The organism is Stenotrophomonas sp. PUT21, assembly GCF_052232875.1.
Classification (GTDB): domain Bacteria; phylum Pseudomonadota; class Gammaproteobacteria; order Xanthomonadales; family Xanthomonadaceae; genus Stenotrophomonas; species Stenotrophomonas maltophilia_N.
Genome location: NZ_CP197645.1, coordinates 1870658 through 1890571, shown reverse-complemented (window position 1 = coordinate 1890571; position 19914 = coordinate 1870658). Strand labels below are relative to the sequence as shown.

The 19914-nt window shown below is 66.7% G+C and carries 17 protein-coding genes; 6 read left to right on the top strand and 11 right to left on the bottom strand.

Annotated elements, in window-relative coordinates; all coding sequences use genetic code 11:
- The first annotated feature begins 159 nt into the window (after positions 1-159).
- From ACTT2I_RS08820 to ACTT2I_RS08810, 3 genes are all read left to right on the top strand, one after another.
- Entirely contained in the window at positions 160-831 is a 672-nt protein-coding gene (locus tag ACTT2I_RS08820; RefSeq protein ID WP_421099913.1) for a hypothetical protein, read from the top strand.
- Positions 832-995: 164 nt separating this feature from the next.
- A complete protein-coding gene (locus tag ACTT2I_RS08815) occupies positions 996-2282 on the top strand; it encodes a DUF389 domain-containing protein (protein ID WP_421099914.1) in 1287 nt (428 codons plus the stop codon).
- A 1062-nt stretch (positions 2283-3344) separates the two neighbouring features.
- Positions 3345-5174 carry an autotransporter family protein gene (locus ACTT2I_RS08810; protein ID WP_421588916.1) on the top strand — a complete coding sequence of 610 codons (1830 nt, stop codon included), beginning with the start codon at positions 3345-3347 and terminating at the stop codon, positions 5172-5174.
- A 177-nt stretch (positions 5175-5351) separates the two neighbouring features.
- Here the strand turns inward: ACTT2I_RS08810 and ACTT2I_RS08805 are convergent, their stop codons facing one another.
- A complete protein-coding gene (locus ACTT2I_RS08805; protein ID WP_421099916.1) occupies positions 5352-5753 on the bottom strand; it encodes a hypothetical protein in 402 nt (133 codons plus the stop codon).
- Between the two features lie 457 nt (positions 5754-6210).
- Between ACTT2I_RS08805 and ACTT2I_RS08800 the strand changes: the two genes are divergently transcribed.
- Positions 6211-7752: an autotransporter family protein gene (locus ACTT2I_RS08800; protein ID WP_421099917.1), complete on the top strand. Its 1542-nt coding sequence runs from the start codon at positions 6211-6213 to the stop codon at positions 7750-7752.
- Between the two features lie 160 nt (positions 7753-7912).
- Complete coding sequence (locus ACTT2I_RS08795) at positions 7913-8377, top strand: hypothetical protein (protein ID WP_421099918.1); 465 nt, start codon at positions 7913-7915, stop codon at positions 8375-8377.
- A 60-nt stretch (positions 8378-8437) separates the two neighbouring features.
- Here ACTT2I_RS08795 and ACTT2I_RS08790 read toward each other — a convergent pair whose 3' ends face one another.
- The gene (locus ACTT2I_RS08790) at positions 8438-10813 is read right to left on the bottom strand and encodes an ATP-binding protein (protein WP_421099919.1); all 2376 of its coding nucleotides are present in this window, start codon (positions 10811-10813) and stop codon (positions 8438-8440) included.
- 510 nt (positions 10814-11323) lie between these two features.
- Between ACTT2I_RS08790 and ACTT2I_RS08785 the strand changes: the two genes are divergently transcribed.
- A complete protein-coding gene (locus ACTT2I_RS08785; RefSeq protein ID WP_088434254.1) occupies positions 11324-11569 on the top strand; it encodes a hypothetical protein in 246 nt (81 codons plus the stop codon).
- 4 nt (positions 11570-11573) lie between these two features.
- Here ACTT2I_RS08785 and ACTT2I_RS08780 read toward each other — a convergent pair whose 3' ends face one another.
- The 9 genes from ACTT2I_RS08780 to mdcA all read right to left on the bottom strand — a co-directional run bounded on the left by ACTT2I_RS08780 (position 11574) and on the right by mdcA (position 19777).
- Entirely contained in the window at positions 11574-12293 is a 720-nt protein-coding gene (locus ACTT2I_RS08780; RefSeq protein WP_421099920.1) for a GntR family transcriptional regulator, read from the bottom strand.
- Between the two features lie 74 nt (positions 12294-12367).
- A complete protein-coding gene (locus ACTT2I_RS08775) occupies positions 12368-13711 on the bottom strand; it encodes an SLC13 family permease (protein ID WP_421099921.1) in 1344 nt (447 codons plus the stop codon).
- A gap of 87 nt (positions 13712-13798) precedes the next feature.
- Complete coding sequence (gene mdcH, locus ACTT2I_RS08770; protein WP_421099922.1) at positions 13799-14716, bottom strand: malonate decarboxylase subunit epsilon; 918 nt, start codon at positions 14714-14716, stop codon at positions 13799-13801.
- On the bottom strand, positions 14713-15576 hold the full coding sequence (mdcB, locus tag ACTT2I_RS08765; protein ID WP_421099923.1) for a triphosphoribosyl-dephospho-CoA synthase MdcB: 864 nt from the start codon (positions 15574-15576) through the stop codon (positions 14713-14715). The genes mdcH and mdcB overlap by 4 nt, the downstream gene beginning before the upstream one ends.
- On the bottom strand, positions 15573-16211 hold the full coding sequence (gene mdcG / locus ACTT2I_RS08760; RefSeq protein WP_421099924.1) for a malonate decarboxylase holo-[acyl-carrier-protein] synthase: 639 nt from the start codon (positions 16209-16211) through the stop codon (positions 15573-15575). Before mdcG ends, mdcB begins: the two co-directional genes overlap by 4 nt.
- A 3-nt stretch (positions 16212-16214) precedes the next feature.
- Positions 16215-16919 (bottom strand): biotin-independent malonate decarboxylase subunit gamma, encoded by a 705-nt coding sequence (gene mdcE / locus ACTT2I_RS08755; RefSeq protein WP_421099925.1) that lies wholly within the window; start codon positions 16917-16919, stop codon positions 16215-16217.
- On the bottom strand, positions 16910-17806 hold the full coding sequence (locus tag ACTT2I_RS08750; protein WP_421099926.1) for a biotin-independent malonate decarboxylase subunit beta: 897 nt from the start codon (positions 17804-17806) through the stop codon (positions 16910-16912). The genes mdcE and ACTT2I_RS08750 overlap by 10 nt, the downstream gene beginning before the upstream one ends.
- On the bottom strand, positions 17803-18123 hold the full coding sequence (gene mdcC, locus ACTT2I_RS08745; protein ID WP_421099927.1) for a malonate decarboxylase acyl carrier protein: 321 nt from the start codon (positions 18121-18123) through the stop codon (positions 17803-17805). The genes ACTT2I_RS08750 and mdcC overlap by 4 nt, the downstream gene beginning before the upstream one ends.
- A 10-nt stretch (positions 18124-18133) precedes the next feature.
- Positions 18134-19777 (bottom strand): malonate decarboxylase subunit alpha, encoded by a 1644-nt coding sequence (gene mdcA, locus ACTT2I_RS08740; protein WP_421099928.1) that lies wholly within the window; start codon positions 19775-19777, stop codon positions 18134-18136.
- Positions 19778-19914 lie beyond the last annotated feature (137 nt).

The window sequence follows — 19914 nt, the reverse complement described above, 5'->3', positions numbered from 1 at the left end:
CCATGGGCGGCCCGGGTCGGGATGACCGGGCCACCCTGCGGGCCTTCTGGACCCGGCGCGGTCCGCTTCTGGCGGCCGCGCCTTTTTGTATTGGAGCGTTTCATGCACATTCCCCCTGTCCATATCGAAGCCAGCCCGCCCGCACACACGGCGTGGCCGATGCTGCCCATCGCGGCGTTGCTCATGGCCATCGTGGCCGTTGTGAGCTGGAAGCTGCTCAGTGCCCCCACGTTGCGGGTTACGCCGGATGCGGCCCGCGCCTGGATGACCGAGCTGGATACCAGCATCCTCAAGCGCACCACCGGGGCCGGCGATGAGGACGAAGGCGCCGTGGTCATGGCGCATCCGGGCCGGCCGCTGGACGAGGCGCACCCGCTGGAGCCCCTGCATCGCGCTGCGCAGCAGGCCGCCCAGGTAAGGCAGGTGCTGCTGGCGCCCGCCTCGATCCGGTTCCAGAAAGATCTGATCACCGATATCGGCACGCTCAGCAACGCGCTCGACCACTGCGGGGAGCGACGCTGCGCCGATGTCATCGCACGGCTGCGAGTGCTCACTGCCGCCCGGGCCGACAGCGTGGTGGCGTTCACGGCCCTCCATGACCTGCATGCCCGCAGCGTCGTCCGGGTGCGCCGGGGCAGGGCGGACCTGCGCCAGGCGGAGCTTCTCCACGCTGACAGTGAAGCGCTCGATACCCTGCTGCGCGGCGGCTACGCGGACGTGGACCACTACAGCAACGCATTGTGGGAGGTGATCGAGATTCACCGGGAAATGACCGAAGCGTATGCGCGTGAGCACCGTTTCGTGATGCTGCTGCAGGGTCTTTACAACTAATTGTATGGAACCCGGTGGCGCAATCGGGATCATGCCGCCCACGGTGCGGCGTGGCTGCGCCTGCCTCCCTTTTCCCGTGCCGTGCTGCCATGAATCGACCTACGCTGTTTCACCATCCTGCCGTGCGGCGGGCATGTCACCTGTGGCATCAGCTGCGCCAGCGCATGGCCCAGAACGTGGATCACACCGCGGTGCTGGCCAATGTGACCGACGGCGGCGGGCTGACCGCGCGCTTCGCCTTCATGGCCGTCATGTCCTGCGGGATCGCGATTCTGGGGCTGCTGCAGTCCTCGGCTGCGGTGGTGATCGGTGCGATGCTGATCTCCCCGTTGATGGGCCCGATCGTGCAGCTGGGCTTTTCCCTGTGCGTGGTGGATTTCCGGATGATGGGGCGCTCGCTGCTGGCATTGCTGGGCGGTATCGGCCTGGCCTTGGCCACGGCGATGCTGATCGTGTGGCTCTCCCCCCTGCGTGAGGCCACCGGCGAGATCCTGGCGCGCACGCACCCAAACCTGTTCGATCTGCTGGTGGCCCTGCTGTCCGGCCTGGCCGGGGGGTATGCGGTGATCACCCGTAAGGGCGAGGCGATCGTGGGTGTGGCCATCGCCACAGCATTGATGCCCCCGTTGGCGGTGGTGGCCTTCGGCCTGGCAACGGGCGACATGACCATCGCCGGCGGTGCCGTCTTCCTGTTCATGACCAATCTGTTGGCCATTGCGCTGAGCGTGACGCTGATTGCCAAGTGGTATGGCTTCGGGATGGACAACGTGCCGCAGCACACGATGTGGCAGGGCGCGGTGATCGCGGTGACGTTCGTGCTGCTGGCCTTTCCGCTGGGCGTGGCGCTGCGCGATATCGGCCGGCAGACCTGGATGGCCAACCAGACCCGCGCGGTGGTGCAGGAGTACCTGCAGGAACTGGGCGGTTCGATCGAGCGCCTGGAAGTGATTCGTCGCGAGACAACGCTCAGCGTGGATCTGGTGGTGATCGTTCCGACCTACCTGCCCACCGTGCAGCAGGATCTGTCCGCCCAGCTGGCCGCTCGCCTGGCCCAGACGCCCCGTGTGCGGGTGCGCCAGACGCTGGAGGCCAATGACAATGGCCGGCGTGACCGCGCGGACCTGGATGGGTTGAGCTTGAGCGTCACCGCATTGGCGCGGCAGGCGGCGCAGCTGCGCGCGGAAGCCAACGCCATGATCCTGCAGGGGGTCCAGCAGCAGCTGGACGGTATGGACGCACACGTGGAACTGGATGACGGCCAGCTGTTGCTCTCCGTGGGGGTGGCCGCCGAGGAAGGCCTGGACGACAGTGCGCTGCTCGCCCTTCGCGATGCGATCACCCGCCGGGCGCCGGGTTGGACGGTGCTTGTCTGGACGCGCGAGGCGCTGCCACCTGACGCGGCACTGGTGCCTGCGCAGGGTGTCCAGGCCGCCGGCGAGGCGCCTCGCTGACGCCTCCGGTGCATCGGGGCATGGTCGACCGAGTTGGCAAAATACGCATGAGTATGTACCGGCACATTTTCATCAGCCGTGTATCCGATGCGCATTTTCACGCTTAGCTGGAGCTATCGGAAACCAAAGGACCATGTGACAGCCCTATAAGTGGAGAAAAAGCCGCCCGCTGGAATCCATTGGGAGACGGGGCTCTCGCGGCTGGGTGATCGCTGTGAGCAAAGAAAACGAAAGGTGGAGGTGAGATTTCTTTCGTAGCGTTGACGGCCCATTCACATAGTTGAAGGGCAAGGTCATCCCGCGAACGCGCCCGTTCTGAGTCACGGATGAACAGTGATGCGGTTCACAGTTAGATTGCAACTTTTTGTATGGGAACGCCTCACTGGATCCGGATGATGCCGGTCTCCCAGGTCGCGGATCATCCATCGGCGACCTCTTTCTAGCTGAGAGGATCTCGCCGTGCCAAATACCCCCAGCATGTTCCGTCGTCGAAATGCATTGGCTGCAGCGTTGGCTGTTGGCCTGTTCTCCTTGGCAGGCGGTGCTGCCGCCCAGGTGGTTGTGCGCGAGGGTGAGTCGCTGACTGTCACCCCCGGCTCCGTCAATGAAGGACGCTCTTTCGAGGTCACTGGAGGGCACCTGACCATCAATGGGGCGCGATCCGCAGCGATCAGTGCTACGTCGAATGGGATGATCACACTGGATGGAGCGCGCGTGGAAAGGACCGGCGGCGGTTCTAATCCAGCGCTTTTGCTTTTACAAGCGAATGCCGTGGTTGCGAATTCGATTATCAGCAGTGCTCAAACCCATGCGATAGGTCTGAATGGCAATCTTGGCAGCAGTGATCCAAAATCCCGCGCTACGATTACGGGCAGCCAAATCACAGGGTCCGGCCGCGGTATCCTGCTGAGCGCGGACGGGACCTTGGTCCTTTCCAACTCAAGCGTCGTGGCGCTGCAGCGCGGCACAGGGACATTTGCCGGGCACGGGCTATGGAACGATGGTGGGCGCGCGCTCATCACCGATGGAAGCACGATTACCGGTGATGCGACCGGGATACGTATGGCCTTGCGCACCAGCGCTCAACCGGCGGATCTCGATGTCGATACCTGGGGCGTAACGGTGGATGGCTCTCGTGTGGAGGGCAAGAGCGATGCTGCCATTTTCGTCGGCGCTTCATCTATTGCGCCGTTCATTCCCGCGCGCATCTTCCTGCGCAATGGTGCACAACTGGCCGGTGCGGATGACGTGCTGCTGCGTGCGGCCGCCAATTCCATTACCGAATTGAACGTAGCCAGCTCCACGCTGGACGGACACCTTCTCTTCGACGACACCGCCAATGCGAGCATTACCTTCATCGATGCGGCTGTGCTCAACGGCACCATCATCGGTGCGCAGGCCGACACCACCGTCACCAACGGTGCCAGCTGGAATCTCACCGGCGACAGCAGCATCGGCGACCTGACGCTCGGTTCGGGCGGTACGGTCAAGCTCGGCGATGGCACGGCCTTCAACACCCTCAACGTCAACGGCGACTTCGTCGGCCAGGGCGGCACGTTCGTGTTCAACACCGTGTTTGGGGACGACAGTTCGCCCTCGGACAAGGTGGTGATCGCGGGCAACAGTTCCGGCACCGGCAACATCGTGGTCAACAACATCAACGGCACCGGCGCCCAGACGGGCGAGGGCATCCAGCTGATTTCAGTCGCTGGTTCGTCCGATGCCAGCTTCGTGATGCCGGGCCGTGCCACGGCGGGTATCTACGAATACCTGCTGTACAAGGGCGGCGTCGCCAACCCGAACGATGGCGCGTGGTACCTGCGCTCTACCTACACGGGTGACCCGTGCGATCTGAACCCGTCGCTGCCGATCTGCGCGCCGACCGATCCGGGCACCCCGACCGATCCGGGTACGCCGGTGACCCCCGTGGACCCGATTGATCCGGGCGGCCCGACTGCTCCGATCCCGCTGCTGCGCCCGGAGCCGGGTGCCTACCTGGCCAATCAGGCGGCTGCTGTGCACATGTTCCAGCAGCGCCGCCACGACCGTGGCGAGCCGGCCTTCGAGCACGATGGTGCCGGCGCGTGGGCACGCGTGGGCCGCGATCAGATGCACACCACGATTGCCGGTCAGGTCGATACCCGCACGCACACCAACGTGCTGCAGATCGGCAGTGATCTGTATCGCTGGGGCCAGACTGGACGGGGTCAGATCGGGCTGATGCTGGCCACCGGCGAAGCCGAGACCCAGGCCACCTCGCGGATCACCGGCTACGGCACCCGCGGCAAGGTCAAGGGCGATGCGGTGGGCCTGTATGGCACGTGGGTGCAGAGCGCCGAAGACAGCAGCGGCCTGTATGTGGATGGCTGGCTGCAGTACGGCCGCTACGACAACCGCGTGCAGGGCAACAACCTGCCGCGTGAGACCTACGACGCCACCACCCGTGCGGCCAGCGTTGAAGCCGGCTACGGCTGGGCTTTCGCCAACTCGGATCGGGGCACCTGGTATCTGCAGCCGCAGGCCCAGGTGACCTACACCGATTACAAGGGCGACACGCTGCAGGAAGTGAACGGCACGGTGGTGGAAGACGACCGCGCGGGTGGCTTCGAATCCCGTGTCGGCGTGCGCCTGTTCGGGCATGACAACGCGTCGGGCAACCGCGTGCAGCCGTTCCTGGCGGTCAACTGGCTCTACACCGAGCGCGGCGATGCGATGCGCTTCGATGGCGAGCGGCTGGATGCGCGCCTGCCCACCAATCGCTATGAGGCACAGGCCGGCGCGCAGCTGCGCCTCGGGCAGCGCTGGTCGGCATGGGGGGATCTGCGGGTGCAGCGTGGCGACAGTGGTTACAAAGATGCTGGAGCACAGCTGGGTCTGCGCCGGGCGTGGTGAATCCAGAGAGGCGCCTTCGGGCGCCCCTCGGGACCCGTGTTGTAGTTGAAAAACGTGTTCGGATGATCCTGCCGTGATCGAAGGGTGCCGAACACCCAGATACAGATCCATGACTTACCGCCATTTTCCAACCGAAAAGGACCTAGCCATGCCGCAGGTTTCGTCACGCCTCACGTCTCACTCCCGTCTCTCAGCCGCTATCGCTCTTGGCTTGGCTGCCGGGTTCGGGGCGATATCCGGTACCTGGTCTCCTTCTGCCAGTGCCGCCGACGTTCCCGCGGGGCAGACGCTCGTGGTGAATCCCGGCGATTTCCCGGCGACGGAAACGTTCAACGTCCAGACGGGCACGTTGGATATCAGACCGGGCGTTACCGCAAAGAGAGTTTCCCTGCTCTCCGGCGGAACCTTGTTGATGGATGGCGCAACCATTACCAGCGCCACCGGAACTGGCGGTGTCAGCGTGGTCAGCAGCGCAGCGACGATCGCCAATTCGTCTATTTCCAATGCCGTGTCGATAGGCTTGCAGTTAGCGGCGGCGGGCGCTGCCCAGTCGTTGGTGAGTGTAAGTAACAGCACCATCACTGGCGCGAGCTCGGCGGTCAGCGTTCAAGGCGGAGGTATCGTGAGCATTTCCGGCAGCATCCTCGATGGTCGACCGCTGGCGTCTGGCGCTCTAGGCTACGGCGTGAACATCGGGTGGGGCCGGGCTGACATTCTCGCGGGCAGCACGGTCACCGGGGAGCGCGCTGGCATCAGTATCGGGCTCGGTCAGGTTGGCCAGCCAGGTGGACAGGACACCTCGACCTGGGGAACTGTGGTTGATGGATCCCGCGTGGTTGGGCGTAGCGGTCCCGCTATCCGCGTTTCCGGGTTCACGGGCACAATTCCCGCAACGGTCATTGTGCGAAATGGAGCCGAGTTGATCGGCGGAAACGGGAACATTCTTGAAGCCGTTGGCACGGCTGAACTCGGCTTCCTGGTCAGCGATTCGACGCTGAATGGCAATATTCTGGTGGCGGATACTGCGACTGCAGCCTTGACCTTCACTGACAACGCCATCCTCAACGGCATCATCACCGGCCCTGCAAATACCACCGTCACCAACGGCGCCGGCTGGAACCTCAGCGGCGACAGCAGCATCGGCGACCTGACGCTCGGTTCGGGCGGTACGGTCAAGCTCGGCGATGGCACGGCCTTCAACACCCTCAACGTCAACGGCGACTTCGTCGGCCAGGGCGGCACGTTCGTGTTCAACACCGTGTTTGGGGACGACAGTTCGCCCTCGGACAAGGTGGTGATCGCGGGTAACAGCTCCGGCACCGGCAACATCGTGGTCAACAACATCAACGGCACCGGTGCGCAGACGGGCGAGGGCATCCAGCTGATTTCGGTCGCCGGTTCGTCCGATGCCAGCTTCGTGATGCCGGGCCGTGCCACGGCGGGTATCTACGAATATCTGCTGTACAAGGGCGGCGTTGCCAACCCGAACGACGGTGCCTGGTATCTGCGCTCCACCTACACCGGTGACCCGTGTGATCTGAATCCGTCGCTGCCGATCTGCGCGCCGACCGATCCGGGTACGCCGGTGGATCCGGTGGCGCCCGTCATTCCGGTAGACCCGATCGATCCGGGTGGCCCGACCGATCCGATCCCACTGCTGCGCCCGGAGCCGGGTGCCTACCTGGCCAACCAGGCGGCGGCCGTGCACATGTTCCAGCAGCGCCGCCACGACCGTGGCGAGCCGGCCTTCGAGCACGATGGTGCGGGGGCGTGGGCACGCGTGGGCCGCGATCAGATGCACACCACGATTGCCGGTCAGGTCGATACGCGCACGCACACCAATGTGCTGCAGATCGGCAGTGACCTGTACCGCTGGGGCCAGACTGGCCGCGGCCAGATCGGGCTGATGCTGGCCACCGGCGAAGCCGAGACCCGGGCCACTTCGCGGATCACCGGCTACGGCACCCGCGGCAAGGTCAAGGGCGATGCGGTGGGCCTGTACGGCACGTGGGTGCAGAGTGCCGAAGACAGCGCTGGGCTCTACGTCGACGGCTGGCTGCAGTACGGCCGCTACGACAACCGCGTGCAGGGCAACAACCTGCCGCGTGAGACCTACGATGCGACCACCCGTGCGGCCAGCCTTGAAGCCGGCTACGGCTGGGCCTTCGCCAACTCGGACCATGGCACCTGGTATCTGCAGCCACAGGCCCAGGTGACCTACACCGATTACAAGGGCGACACGCTGCAGGAAGTGAACGGCACGGTGGTCGAGGATGATCGCGCCGGTGGCTTTGAGTCCCGTGTGGGCGTGCGCCTGTTTGGGCATGACAACGCCTCGGGCAACCGGGTGCAGCCGTTCCTGGCGGTCAACTGGCTCTACACCGAGCGCGGCGATGCGATGCGCTTCGATGGCGAGCGGCTGGATGCGCGCCTGCCCACCAATCGCTACGAAGCACAGGCCGGCGCGCAGCTGCGCCTGGGCCAGCGCTGGTCGGCGTGGGGTGACCTGCGGGTGCAGCGTGGCGACAGCGGCTACAAGGATGCTGGAGCACAGCTGGGTCTGCGCCGGGCGTGGTGATCGGTGCGTCGAGCCTGGTGATCGGGTTGATGTAAACACGCAAGGCGCCTTCGGGCGCCCTGTTTTCATTGTTGTTGTATGTATGCGGCCATGCCGAGGCCCCAGATTCAACGTACGCCAGTGCATCCCGCACTGAGCGAACGATGAGGGGAACCCGGCGATGGAGCAGGACACGATGGCCTTGATGACACTGGCGGCGTCCGCCGCGGCGAGCGTGGGTGCGCTCGGTGCGGCACTGGCGACCTGGAAAGGTGCCACTGCATGGAAAGCGCAAGCGCGATGTGAGTCACGGCGGCTGGCGCTGGAGCGCTGGATCACGGCCGGGGTGAAGTTCCGTGGCCGCTTGAAGTTCGTCTACAAAGACCGCGTGGCGTGGGGCGTGCTTGCTGACCGGCCGGACATTGAACGGGTGTCGGAGAGCTTCTGGGAGTGGAATGCCACGTGGCCGGCGGTCGCGGCGAACCTAGAGGGTGATCTGCTGGCGCAGGCAACGCAGCTGTGGACAGATGTCTACCTTGCGTATGCCGCATTCATGGAGGGAGACGGTACCCTTACGGCGCTCGGCAATGCCGTTGAAACGGCCTACACCAGCACGCTGTTGAAGCAGGCCGTCGCTCGTCGGTAACGCACAGGCCGCAGGATGACCGTCTGCGGCGGGAGTGGAGGTGGTGCCGCGCGCAGCCGCTCACGGCGCGGCGTCATCCACATCCTCCGCCGCAGCAGGGTTGAGCAGCGCCACCAGGGCCCAGACCCGCGCATCGGCCGGGTCGCCATTGATGGCATGGCCCTTCAGGCACTGCTGGAGCTCCCGGAGTGCCTCCACCACGCCGGCGTCACCCACCATCGAGGCGGCCCCCTGCATGCGGTGCGCCATGGCCAGGGCGCCGCGCCAGTTCTGTACACGGATGGACACTTCCAGGCCGCTGCGGTCCAGCTGCATCTGGTGGTGGTAGATCTCCATGACGCTCAAGCCCTCCTGCGTCGGCACGACCGGTGGCCGGGCGCTGCTGGCCGGGGCGCCACTGGCGGCATCGAAGGCGGCCCAGTCGATGGGCTTGCCCAGGTAGACATCCACCCCGGCCCGGGCGTAGGCCGCGCGGTCGATCACATCGCTTGACGCGGAGACCGACAACAGCCGGGCCGGCGGCCAGTCATTGCGGCGTTCGATCGACCGGATTTCCAGGGCGATATCACTGCCATCGGCGTCCATCAGGTCGCCATCCACGGTGACAATGCCGAACGGTCCCTCCTGATTCATCAGACGGATGGCAGCGGCCCCCGAGTCAGCCACCACGGTTTCCAGGCCCAAGCCGCGCAGCCGCCGCACCATGATCTTGGCGATGGCCGGCTGGTCTTCGATCACCAACGCGCAGGCCAGCTCCGGCCTGAGGGCCTGCAATGGCGCCGGCGCGGCATTGCCGGTGGCCTCGCCGTACTCGGCGCGAAGCGTGGCGACGAACGTGGAGCCCCTTCCGGGCTGGCTCGAGACCGTGACATTGCCGCCTTGGGCGCGGGCGATGCGCCGGCACAGCGAGAGCCCGATGCCCGCGCCATGCTTGAGCCGGCCGATGCGGGTGGCACTGAAAGGCTCGAAGATGCGGCTCAGGTCTTCGCGCGGGATACCCGGGCCGACGTCGCTGACGCTGAGCTCCACCGCCCCGGCGTGTCCCACGCCTGCCAGATAGACGAGCTTGATCGTGACCTCGCCGTGGTCGCTGAATTTGATCGCATTGGAGATCAGATTGCTGGCAATGTGGTGCAGGGCGCGCGCGTCGCACATCGCCTGCTGGACATACCGCCCCTCCAACCGGAGCACCAGGTGCAGGCCTTTGCAGCGCGCCAGTGGACGCATCGCCGAAAGACATTCGCTCACGATGCCCTCGGCGTTCTGCAGGAAGGCCGGGTCCGCCTGACCCGGCATGTCACGGAACATGAACTCCAGCGCATTGGTCAGTGTGTGTTTGAGCGCGTCTGCGGCCGAACGAGCGGACTGGAACAGGCGGTTGCGCTCAGCGGGGTCGGTTTCGGCCTCGAGCAGATCGATGGCGGAGATGACCGAGGCCGCGCCGTTGCGGACCTCGTGGTTGACCAGGGTCAGGATGCGGGCGGCGCTGGCCTGCCGGGAGGCCAGCGAGCGCGCATTGCGCTGCGACTGGGCGACGGCCAGCAGGAACGCGAGCAGGAACATGCCCAGCACGGTGATGTGCACGCGGTAGTGGGCGAGCACCGCGCGCAACGTGGGTGGCGAGCGATAGAGTGCGGTCAACCAGCGGTCCAGGATGTCCTGCCGGGTATCCAGTGGCAGCGAGAGGAAGGTCTGGTGGGCCATGGCGATCTCGCCGGCGCGGCGCGGCAAGGAGGCCACGCGCATTTCCACGGCGGGGCCATCGGAGACCAGATGCACCTCCAGGCGCTCGTCAAACCGCTTGCGGGCCAGCGGAGCCAGGACGGCGTCCACCCCGATCGCGGCATCGATGCCGCCACTGTCCACCGCCTCCAGCATCTCGTCCACGGAGGGCAGGGGATACACGTCGATGCCGGGGTGTCGCTCGGCCAGATAGGCACGGTACTCACCATTGCCGATCACGCCGACCCGCATGCCGTCCATCACCGACAACGCCCGGAATGCCGCGGTGGGGCGGGTCACCATGACGGTGGCCCCTGTGTAGAACGAGGGCGATACCGCAGCGGTGGTGGGCAGCATCGCCGCGGTGGAGGGCAGCGAAAAGGCCAGCCCATCCACCTGTTCGTTGTGCAGCAGCAGGACGGCACGCTCGATGGAGGGCGCGCGGACCAGCTCCAGCTTCAGCCCGGACAGTGCTTCCACCGCTTCCAGGTACGCACCGGGCCCACCCTGGGCGGCATCGCCGGCCAGGCCATGCTGGCTGGCCATCTGCGGCCCGATGGCCAAGGCGAACGGGGTGCGCCGGGCGGTTGGAGAGGACAGCGCCAGCCATAGCAGGCTGCCGCCCAGTGCCAAGGTGAGGGTGAACCAGATAATGCGTGCGGCACTGCGGTGCCGCCCGCTGAGGGGGGAAGGGGTGGAAGCACGTGAAGCCATGCACCTGTCATCCGGCAAAAATATCCCCCACAGATACGCCCGCGCTCAGGGGGGCGGTATGCAAAAAGTACGAAAGTTCCCTGCCAGGTGCTGTCTCCGCAGGCCGCGTCACAAAGTCATGTGAAGGGCAGGCGTGAAACTATGCCGCAGATGGTTTTTCATAGTGCTTGTATATCCGCGCTGACACCGGCGGGTCAGAATGATCGGGCGCGGCAGGAACAGTGCCGTGCGCCCTCGCCGATCCCGGGCAGCGTCTGCAACTGTTGCGAAGGCATGCGCCATCACCCCGGGCACGATTGGAAGCGCTGTGACGTTGACGACGGACTATCCGTGGCCCTTTGAGCCACTTTCTGCTGCGTTTCGTAATCGTTGTAGAGACGCGCGGGCGGGTCTCGCGCAGGATGGGTCATCGGGCTCGGCGGCAGCACTCGCGCCGTCCTCACGATGATTCCACGCGATGCTGCCTGCGCAGCCTCTAACCTGACCTTCCCGTCGCGAACTTCTTTCCCCATGACCACAGCACTGCATGATCTCGACGCGCTGGAACCCATCGATATCGATGGGCTGAAAGCGCAGGGCGTGCCACCGGTCGCCCAGTACCTGGTGGACCAGGAAAAATTCGTCCTGCTCGGTGGCAAGCGCGGTATCTATCGGCTGGCCGGTGCGGACACGGCGTGTTACTTCACCAGCCTGGATCAGATCCGGCTGCATCTGCTCGGGCAATCCTTGACGCGTCTGACCGTAGAACTGGCCTGACCGCTCAGCGCCCACCGTGCCGTGGCAGCGGCGCAGGCACGTTCAACTGGCCACCGGCCGCCACGTAGGCGGCCAATGCCTCGCCTTGACTGAGCAGATGGCGGTTCATCATCTGCTCGGCCGCTTCCGCATCCCGGTTGCGGATGCACTCCATCAGCGCCCGGTGCTCGGCCAATGACTGGGCCATGCGGCCCGGTGTCAGCAACTGACGGCCGCGATGCATCTTCAGGATGCGGTGCAGGTCGTGGGTGACGCGGATCAGCCACGGGTTGCCGGCGTGGGTCTGCAGGCTTTCATGGATCAGGTAGTTGTTGCGGTAGTACTCGGCCAGGTCACCGGCGGCGGCGGCCACTTCCATCGCATCGTGCAGCGCCTGCAGCTGGACCACGCCCTGCTCATCAATGCGCTTGACCGCCTCATGCACGCAGCGGCCTTCCAGCATGGCCATCACCGGGAACAGCTGGTTGAGGTCTTCCAAGGTAAGCCGGGTGACCCGACTGCCGCGGCCGGCATCGAGCTGCACCAAGCCTTCGGCAGCCAGCAGTTTGAGGCTCTCACGCAGCGGGGTACGGCTGATGCCCAGTTCTTCGGCCAGCATCGGCTCGTCGATCCACTCGCCCGGTGGCAGTTCGTAGTCGTAGATCTTCTGGCGCAGCCGTTCGGCCACTTCTTCATACAGCGGCACGCGCTTATTCGACAGGCGGGGACCAGGGGCCAGGGGCATGGCGGGGCTTCGTGGAGAGGTGTGCAGCATTCTACCGGGTCATGGCGGGCCTGCCGGGCAGGCCCGCCGTGGGCTCACAACCAGCCCGGCACGACGAACAGCAGCCACGCCAGCAGGGGGCCGAAGGCCACCACCAGGCCGCTGTAGACCAGGAACCGGCGGAACAGGGCTTCGCGCTCTTCCTTCGCCGCCGAGGCCACGACCAGCGCGCCGTTGGTGGAGAACGGGCTCACATCCACCACGGTGGAGGAGATCGCCAACGCGCAGATCACACCCGCGGCGCTCAGATGCCCCTGCATCAGGAACGGCACCGCCAACGGAATCGTGGCGCCGAGCACGGCCGCCGAGGAGGCGAATGCCGAGACGATGCCGCCCACATAGCAGACCAGCAGCGCGCCCAGCAGGGGAATGCCGATCGCGCCCACACCATGACCGATGTAATCCACCGCGCCTGCCTGCTGCAGCACGGCCACATAGGTCACCACGCCGCTGATCAGCAGCACGGTGGACCAGCTGATGCCATCCACCGCGCCCTTCTGCGAGTTGGGCGAGAGCAGGGCCAGCACCACCGCGACAGTGATCGAGACCAGCCCGACGTTGAGGTTGTAGACCAGGGCCGCGATGCCCAGGCCCAGCAGCCCGATCAGGGTGAACACGCGTTCGCGGTTGATGCGCACGTCATCCAGCGCGTCCGGATCATTGGAGAGGGTGCCACCACCGGCCGAAACCAGCGCGCCATGCCCTTCAATCGCGAACTGCCGCGAGGAGGCTTGGCTGCCCGCCAGCAACGGCTCGGTCGCGGTGGGTGCGCGACGCATCAGCGCCAGGCCGCCGAAGGCGAAGAAACAGATGATGCCCATCAGCAGGTTGAAGCCCAGGCTGGTCAGGAACACGGCCATTTCCGTGACTTCCAGCCCGGCCTTCTGCACGACCTGGTTGGTGATGCCGCCATACACGCTGATCGGCGAGAAGCCGCCGGCCTGTGCCCCGTGGATCACCAGCAGGCCCATCATCAGCGGGTTGATCCTGTACTGCTTGGCAAAGCGCAGCGCGACCGGGCCGATGATCGCCACGGCCGCGGGGCCGAGCGCACCGAAGGCGGTCAGCACTGCAGTGACCACGAACATCACCCAGGGGATGGCGACGATGTGCCCGCGCACCGCCTTTACCGCCCAATGCACGAGCAGATCGATGGTGCCGTTCTTCTGCGCGATGGCGAACAGATAGGTGATGCCGACCAGGGTCAGGAACAGGTCGCCCGGGAAACCGGCCAACACCTCCTTGCCCTCCATCCCGACGAACAGGCCGCCGATGATGAAGGCCAGCGCGAAGGCGACGGCACCCATGTTGATGGGCAGGGCCGTGGCCACGATGAACATGATCACCAAGCCGATGATCGTTGCGATTTGCGGACTCATGCGCCCTCCCGAGACACTTGATACGCGTGCAGCATGATGGCGACCCGCCACCCGGGGACTGCTGGTGTTACCGCTTCGGGTGACCGCTCAGGCGCGTGCGCATGCCGCGTCCACCCATTCGCGCACGCCCTCCAGCGTGCGGAAATCCTCCACCGAGCGTGCCTGCAGCTGCGGGTGCAGCTCGCGCACCCGGCGGCTCAGCGCCGCGCCTGGGCCCAGCTCGAGAAATACCTTGCCGCCGCGCTCGACCGCTTGATCAAGTGCCTGCTGCCACTGCACGGTCTGTGCGATCTGCGCGGCCAGCGTGTGCACCACACGCGCGACATCGCCGACACTGCGGCCGTCGATGCCGGCCAGCAGGCGCAGCCGCGGGGCCAGCAGCGGGGTATCGCGCAGCAGCGTTTCGAACGCCTGCGCCGCCGCCGCGAGCAGCGGGGTATGCGCGGGAACGTCCACCGACAGTGCCAGCGTGCGCGCGCCCTGGTGGGCAGCAGCCGCCGCGACGGCGTCCAGGCCGCGACGCAGGCCACCCAGCACGACGTGGTCCGGACCGTTGACGATGGCGACATGCACCGCGTGCGCGGCGCACAGCTGGGCGATGTGTGTGGCGTCCAGGCCGATCACGGCGATCAGGCCGGCATCGGCCGGCGAGGCGGCGTCCATCAGCGCGGCGCGGCGTGCGGCCAGGTGCAGGCAGGTGGCATTGTCTACGCTGCCGGCGATCGCATGCGCGGCCAGCTCACCGGCGCTGTAACCGGCGACGGCGGTGATCGTCGGCAGTGCGTCACGCAGTGCGGTGTAGTGCGCCAGTGCCGCGGCGCAGACCAGGGGCTGGGCGAGGGCGTTGCGGAAGCGCCTTTCCTCTGCGGCAAGGGCGTCCACCGGCGTGCCCAGCACCGCACTGGCCTGCGCCAGGATGGGGCGTGCCCGTGCATCGTCGCGAACGCGCGCGAACATTCCGGGGTGTTGGCCGCCTTGGCCCGAGCAGAGCAGGACCAGGCTCATGCGCGCTCCTGCAGGTGCAGGAACCACGTGCAGGCCAGTAGATCGGCGCTGCCGCCGGGGCTGAGCCGCCGTTGTTCGAAAGCATGGCCGATGGCGGCAACTCGCTCACGCCAGTCGGCCTGCTGGACACCGCCCTGCGCGAGGAAGCGGCGTCCCTGGCCCTGCGCGAATGCGAGCCCGGCGTCACCGCCCCGGTGCAGCAGATTCAGATCGACCGTGTGGGCGATCAACGTCATCAGGGTCTCCACCTGCGCCGCTTCGGCGTTCGCGGTGGTGTGGAGCACACGCTGCAGAGTCGGCAGGGCCAGGTCCCGCAGCAGCGGGTAACCATCAGCCGCCTGTTCGCGGACACCGGGGACGGCATGCCGGCGGCGGGCGCGCTGGCCGGGGCTTGCGGGATTCAACGGAGCGTCCAGCAGCGCCGCGCGCCATTGGGTGACGCCGCGGCACACCGCATCGCCCGATGGCGCGCGTTCGCCGCTGGCGCGCAGCCGGGCGGACTGCGCGACCAGCAGCCCGAGGCTGAAGATCGCCCCGCGATGCGTATTGATGCCGCCGGTGGCGCGCAGCATCGCGGCTTCGGCAGCGATGCCGAGCGAGCGCAGTGACTCGAACGGCGCATCGTTGCCGCCGGCCTGCGCGATGGCGACGAAGTAACCCCGCAGCGCGAACAGGCTGCGCAGGAAGGTGCCGGCATCCATGTCGCTGTGGCTGCCGCGGCTGAAGGGGGTGACCAGGCCCGGCTTGGGCGTGCAGGCAAGCTCGGCGTGCAGGCTGGCGATGGCCAGGCGGCCAAGCCGACGCGCATCAGCGGAGCGGGGCGCTCCGATCCCCGGCACGGGCTGGCGAACGGCGTTCATGCGGCCACCTGCCAGGCAGCCAGCGCCTCACGCGGCACCAGCCAGCAGGCATCGTCGCCTTTGACCATCACACGCGTGGCACCGCTGGCGTACTCGCGCCAATTGACCGCGCGATCGCCCGGGAAGCGCAGCTCGCCGTCCAGCCGCAGGGGATGCTGGCGCTCATGGTGCTGCAGTACCGCGACGATCTGATCGGCATGCTGGGTGTCGGCGACCTCGAAGAGCAGATCCAGATCGGAGTCGTCATGCAGATAGGGCAGGCCGGTCAGGTGCTGCCACGCCGCGCTGCCGAACACGCGCGGTGCCACCGGGAGGGAGGCCGTCACGGTGACCAGACCGTGCAGTCGCTCACGCCACGCCGGACCGATATCAGCCGCAACCTCGGCCAGCGGCGGTGGTGGCGCGCAGCGCAGGACCGCGGACGGATCAGCCCGCAGCGACAGGCGCTGGCGGTGCTCGGCCACCGGGAGTGGCACGCCAAGCCGCACCTGGTGTTCGTCGCTGGCCGGATCGCGCCGCGCGACCACGAATGGCAGCCGCGCCTGGGCCCATGCCCGCAGCCGCGCATCGGCACCGGCCGTGAGAACCTGCCACGGCGCCTGCGGATCGAGCCAGACCAGGTCGTGACGGCGCATAGCTCAGGCCTCGCCCGCGGCCACGGCAGCGGCGACATCGCGCGCCAGCAGGCGGCCACCACGCTCGGCGCCCCGTGCGCGGCGTTGATCGCCGGTGATCGGCGCCTGCAGCGCATCCACCAATGCCTGCGCGAGGTCGCCCTCCCAGACGGCCTCCACCGCGCCCATGCGCACGTAGTTTTCCACGCCCGGCGCGAACACCGGCGAACTCTGGCTCAGCGCCTGCAGCTTCTCCAGCGGTTGCTTGGTGACACGGGCCATCGCGCGCAGATCCATCACCCGCACCTGGGCGTCGGGCAGGGCGAAGATGCGGTCGGCCATCAGGCCGAACGACAGAAAGCCGCCACTGACCGATTCACCGTAGACCAGGCTGACCAGCGGCGCGCCACGGCGGCGGGCCAGATCCAGCGTGCGCGCCAGATGGGCGAAGCAGCTGTTGATGCCGAGCATTTCATCGCGGCGCGCCAGGCGCTGGCCGGCGGTATCGACCAGCATCACGATCGGCCGCTGCGGATGGGCGCGGGTACTGGCTAGCACGGTGGCAGCCAGCGCCAGCGCATGGTCGACACCGACTTCCAGCTTGTTGGCGGTACCGATCACGGTGCCCTCGCCTGCGGCAGTGGTGGCGGTGCCGCCCAGCACATCGTCGCTGCGGGTGACCGCGTGGCCCAGCGGGAACAGGGCGTCGAGCAGAGGGGTCAGGTCCATGGCAGGCTCCGGTCTTTGACCGCGTCCAGGAAGTCGGCGGTCTCCAGCAACGGCAGGTGTTCGGGATCGGCGATGCCCTGCAGGCGCCAGACCTCGAGGCCATCGCGGGAGTTTCCATAAGCGCTGATGCGTGCGGCGAGCCGAGCGTGTTCCTGCTCGATGGCCTGTAATGGGTCGTCGGCTTCGGTGTGGGCAGCGAGCAGTGACATCGCCGCGTCACCAAATGCCTCGATGCGATCCGGCACCAGCTGTACGGCATCGCCGATCAGATAGCGGTGCTTGCCACCGGTGACGCGCCAGACCAGGGCACGGTCGCGCGCGTCGAACTCTTCCACCCCGCGCACGGTCTCGATCACCTCCGGGCCGGACAGCGAGAGGCGGCCCTCTTCGGACATCACCACCGCCGTGCAGCACCGGGCCACGATGCCCATCCCGCCGAACGCGCCGTTGCCGCTGCCGATCAGTGCGTATACCGGAATGCCGGCGGCGCGCGTGGCCAACACGGCCCGCATGATTTCGGAAATGGCGATCAGGCCGGCGTTGGCTTCGTGCAGGCGAACGCCGCCGCTGTCGAGCAGCAGCAGCACCGCATCCGGACGCACCGCAACGGCACGTTCAAGCAGGCCGGTGAGCTTGGCGCCATGCACTTCGCCCACGCCGCCGCCCATGAACTGACCCTGCTGCGCGGCGATCAGCACGTCGCGGCCTTTCAGGCGGCCCGCGCCAACCACGATGCCATCATCGAACGCGCCTGGTTGATCCAGCTGGGCCAGATGCGGGCTGATGATGCGGCGGGCAGGGCCGACGAATTCGGTGAAGCTGCCCTTGTCGAGTAGTCCGTGGATGCGCTCCCGGGCGTCGGCCTCGTAGAAACTGTGACTGCTCACGGCGCGTCTCCTTCCTGCAGCGTTTCCAGTGCCTGCTGCAGACGCAGGCTGACCACCGCGGGTGTGGCGCCGGCATCGTTGATCGACAGCCGCACATTGCGCAGCGGATGACGCGCGGCGAAATCGGCCAGGACGGCCTGCCAGATGGTGCCGAAACCGGTGGCCGAGGTGATCACCTCGATCTCCATCGCGCCGTCCAGATCGGTCGGTTCCACCAGGACTTCCAGATTGCCCGAGGCGACCACGCCGACCAGCGCATGGTGATTGCGCTCGGTGAGATCGTGCTGCCCGGGGAAGCGATGACGCAGGGTTTCCATGGCGTGCCCCTTACCAGTTGCGGAAGCGTTTGGGCGGGTTGTACAACCCACCGGACCAGCGCACGAGATCCTTGACCGAGCGCGCGGCGAGCAGGTCGCGGCTGGCATCGCGGGTGCGGATGCCCAGGTCTTCGGGGCGGCGGATGATGCCGCGGTCGCGCAGGTTCTCCACCATCGCGCGGTCGCGGCCCAGGCCGACCGCGGTGTAGCCGGCCACGCCACGGATCGCCTGTTCGCGTTCCTCGGGGCTGCGGCACAGCAGCAGATTGGCGATGCCTTCTTCGGTCAGCACGTGGGTGACGTCATCGCCGTAGATCATCACCGGCGGCAGCGGCATCTTCGCGCGCTCGGCCAGCTCCCACGCGTCCAGGCGCTCGACGAAGGCCGGCGCCATATGCTCGCGGAAGGTTTCCACCATCTGCACGACCAGCTTGCGCCCACGTGGCATCTGGCCGGGCAGCGCCGCTTCCTGACCCGCCTTGAGCCAGGCCGGGCTGGCATGGCGGCGGCCGCGTGCATCCGAGCCCATGTTGGGCGCGCCGCCGAAGCCGGCGATGCGGTCGCGGGTGGCGGTGGAACTGTTCCCCTGCAGATCGATCTGCAGCGTGGAGCCGATGAACATGTCGCAGGCATACAGGCCGGCGGTCTGCGAGAACGCGCGGTTGGAGCGCATGCTGCCGTCGCTGCCGGTGAAGAACACATCCGAGCGCGCCTCGATGTAGCGCTCCATGCCCAGCTCCGAGCCGAACGAATGCACCGACTGCACGAAGCCCGATTCGATCGCCGGAATCAGCGCCGGATGCGGGTTGAGCGCCCAATGCGTCCCGATCTTGCCTTTCAGGCCCAGCGATTCGGCATAGGTGGGCAGCAGCAGCTCGATCGCGGCGGTATCGAAGCCGATCCCGTGGTTGAGGCGCTGCACACCGTACTCGGCATAGATGCCCTTGATGGCCATCATCGCCATCAGCACCTGGATCTCGGAGATCTGCGCCGGGTCGCGGGTGAACAGCGGCTCGATGTAATTGGGGCGCGGCGCCTCGGTGACGAAGTTGACCCAATCGGCCGGGATATCGACGCGGGGGAGGGTGTCGACGATTTCGTTGACCTGCGCGATCACGATGCCGCCCCGGAACGCGGTGGCTTCGACGATCACGGGGGTGTCTTCGGTGTTCGGGCCGGTGTAGAGATTGCCGTGGCGGTCGGCGGCCTGGGCAGCGATCAGCGCGACCTGCGGGGTGAGGTCGATGAAGTAGCGGCCAAACAGCTCGAGGTAGGTATGGATGGCCCCGATCTCGATCCGGCCTTCGGCGACCAGATTGGCCAGCCTGCCGCTCTGCGGACCGGAGAACGAGAAGTCCAGGCGCTGGGCGATGCCGCGTTCGAATACATCCAGATGCGAGGGCAGGGACAGCACGGACTGGACCATGTGCAGGCCGTGGACCTGGGCCGGATCGAGCTGGGCCAGGCACTCGGCGAGGAAATCGGCCTGCTTCTGGTTGTTGCCCTCCAGGCAGACCCGGTCACCCGGTTCGAGCACGGTGTGCAGAAGCCGGGTGACTTCGGCATGGGGCACCAGAGGCCCCAGTCCGGCATCCGTGGCCCGCTTCAGCCTTGCCTGGCGGCGGTCCGCAAGCGTGTTCCAGTCTCGAGCCATCTGCCGCCTCTACGTAATTACGCTGTAATTACGAAATTACCACCCGAAATTGGCGGGGGCAAGAGGGGCCGAGAGAGCGTCGTTCGGGGCTGTCGTATTCAGGTGAGCGGAGGCCGAGAATGACCGCAGGCCAAAGC

Coding starts and splice junctions, on each gene's coding strand:
- ACTT2I_RS08820 (WP_421099913.1), top strand. CDS start 160: ATGCTGCCCATCGCGGCGTTGCTCATGGCCATCGTGGCCGTTGTGAGC.
- ACTT2I_RS08815 (WP_421099914.1), top strand. CDS start 996: ATGGCCCAGAACGTGGATCACACCGCGGTGCTGGCCAATGTGACCGAC.
- ACTT2I_RS08810 (WP_421588916.1), top strand. CDS start 3,345: ATGGCCTTGCGCACCAGCGCTCAACCGGCGGATCTCGATGTCGATACC.
- ACTT2I_RS08805 (WP_421099916.1), bottom strand. CDS start 5,753: ATGGTGCTGTTACTTACACTCACCAACGACTGGGCAGCGCCCGCCGCC.
- ACTT2I_RS08795 (WP_421099918.1), top strand. CDS start 7,913: ATGGAGCAGGACACGATGGCCTTGATGACACTGGCGGCGTCCGCCGCG.
- ACTT2I_RS08790 (WP_421099919.1), bottom strand. CDS start 10,813: ATGGCTTCACGTGCTTCCACCCCTTCCCCCCTCAGCGGGCGGCACCGC.
- ACTT2I_RS08785 (WP_088434254.1), top strand. CDS start 11,324: ATGACCACAGCACTGCATGATCTCGACGCGCTGGAACCCATCGATATC.
- ACTT2I_RS08780 (WP_421099920.1), bottom strand. CDS start 12,293: ATGCCCCTGGCCCCTGGTCCCCGCCTGTCGAATAAGCGCGTGCCGCTG.
- ACTT2I_RS08775 (WP_421099921.1), bottom strand. CDS start 13,711: ATGAGTCCGCAAATCGCAACGATCATCGGCTTGGTGATCATGTTCATC.
- mdcH (WP_421099922.1), bottom strand. CDS start 14,716: ATGAGCCTGGTCCTGCTCTGCTCGGGCCAAGGCGGCCAACACCCCGGA.
- mdcB (WP_421099923.1), bottom strand. CDS start 15,576: ATGAACGCCGTTCGCCAGCCCGTGCCGGGGATCGGAGCGCCCCGCTCC.
- mdcG (WP_421099924.1), bottom strand. CDS start 16,211: ATGCGCCGTCACGACCTGGTCTGGCTCGATCCGCAGGCGCCGTGGCAG.
- mdcE (WP_421099925.1), bottom strand. CDS start 16,919: ATGGACCTGACCCCTCTGCTCGACGCCCTGTTCCCGCTGGGCCACGCG.
- mdcC (WP_421099927.1), bottom strand. CDS start 18,123: ATGGAAACCCTGCGTCATCGCTTCCCCGGGCAGCACGATCTCACCGAG.
- mdcA (WP_421099928.1), bottom strand. CDS start 19,777: ATGGCTCGAGACTGGAACACGCTTGCGGACCGCCGCCAGGCAAGGCTG.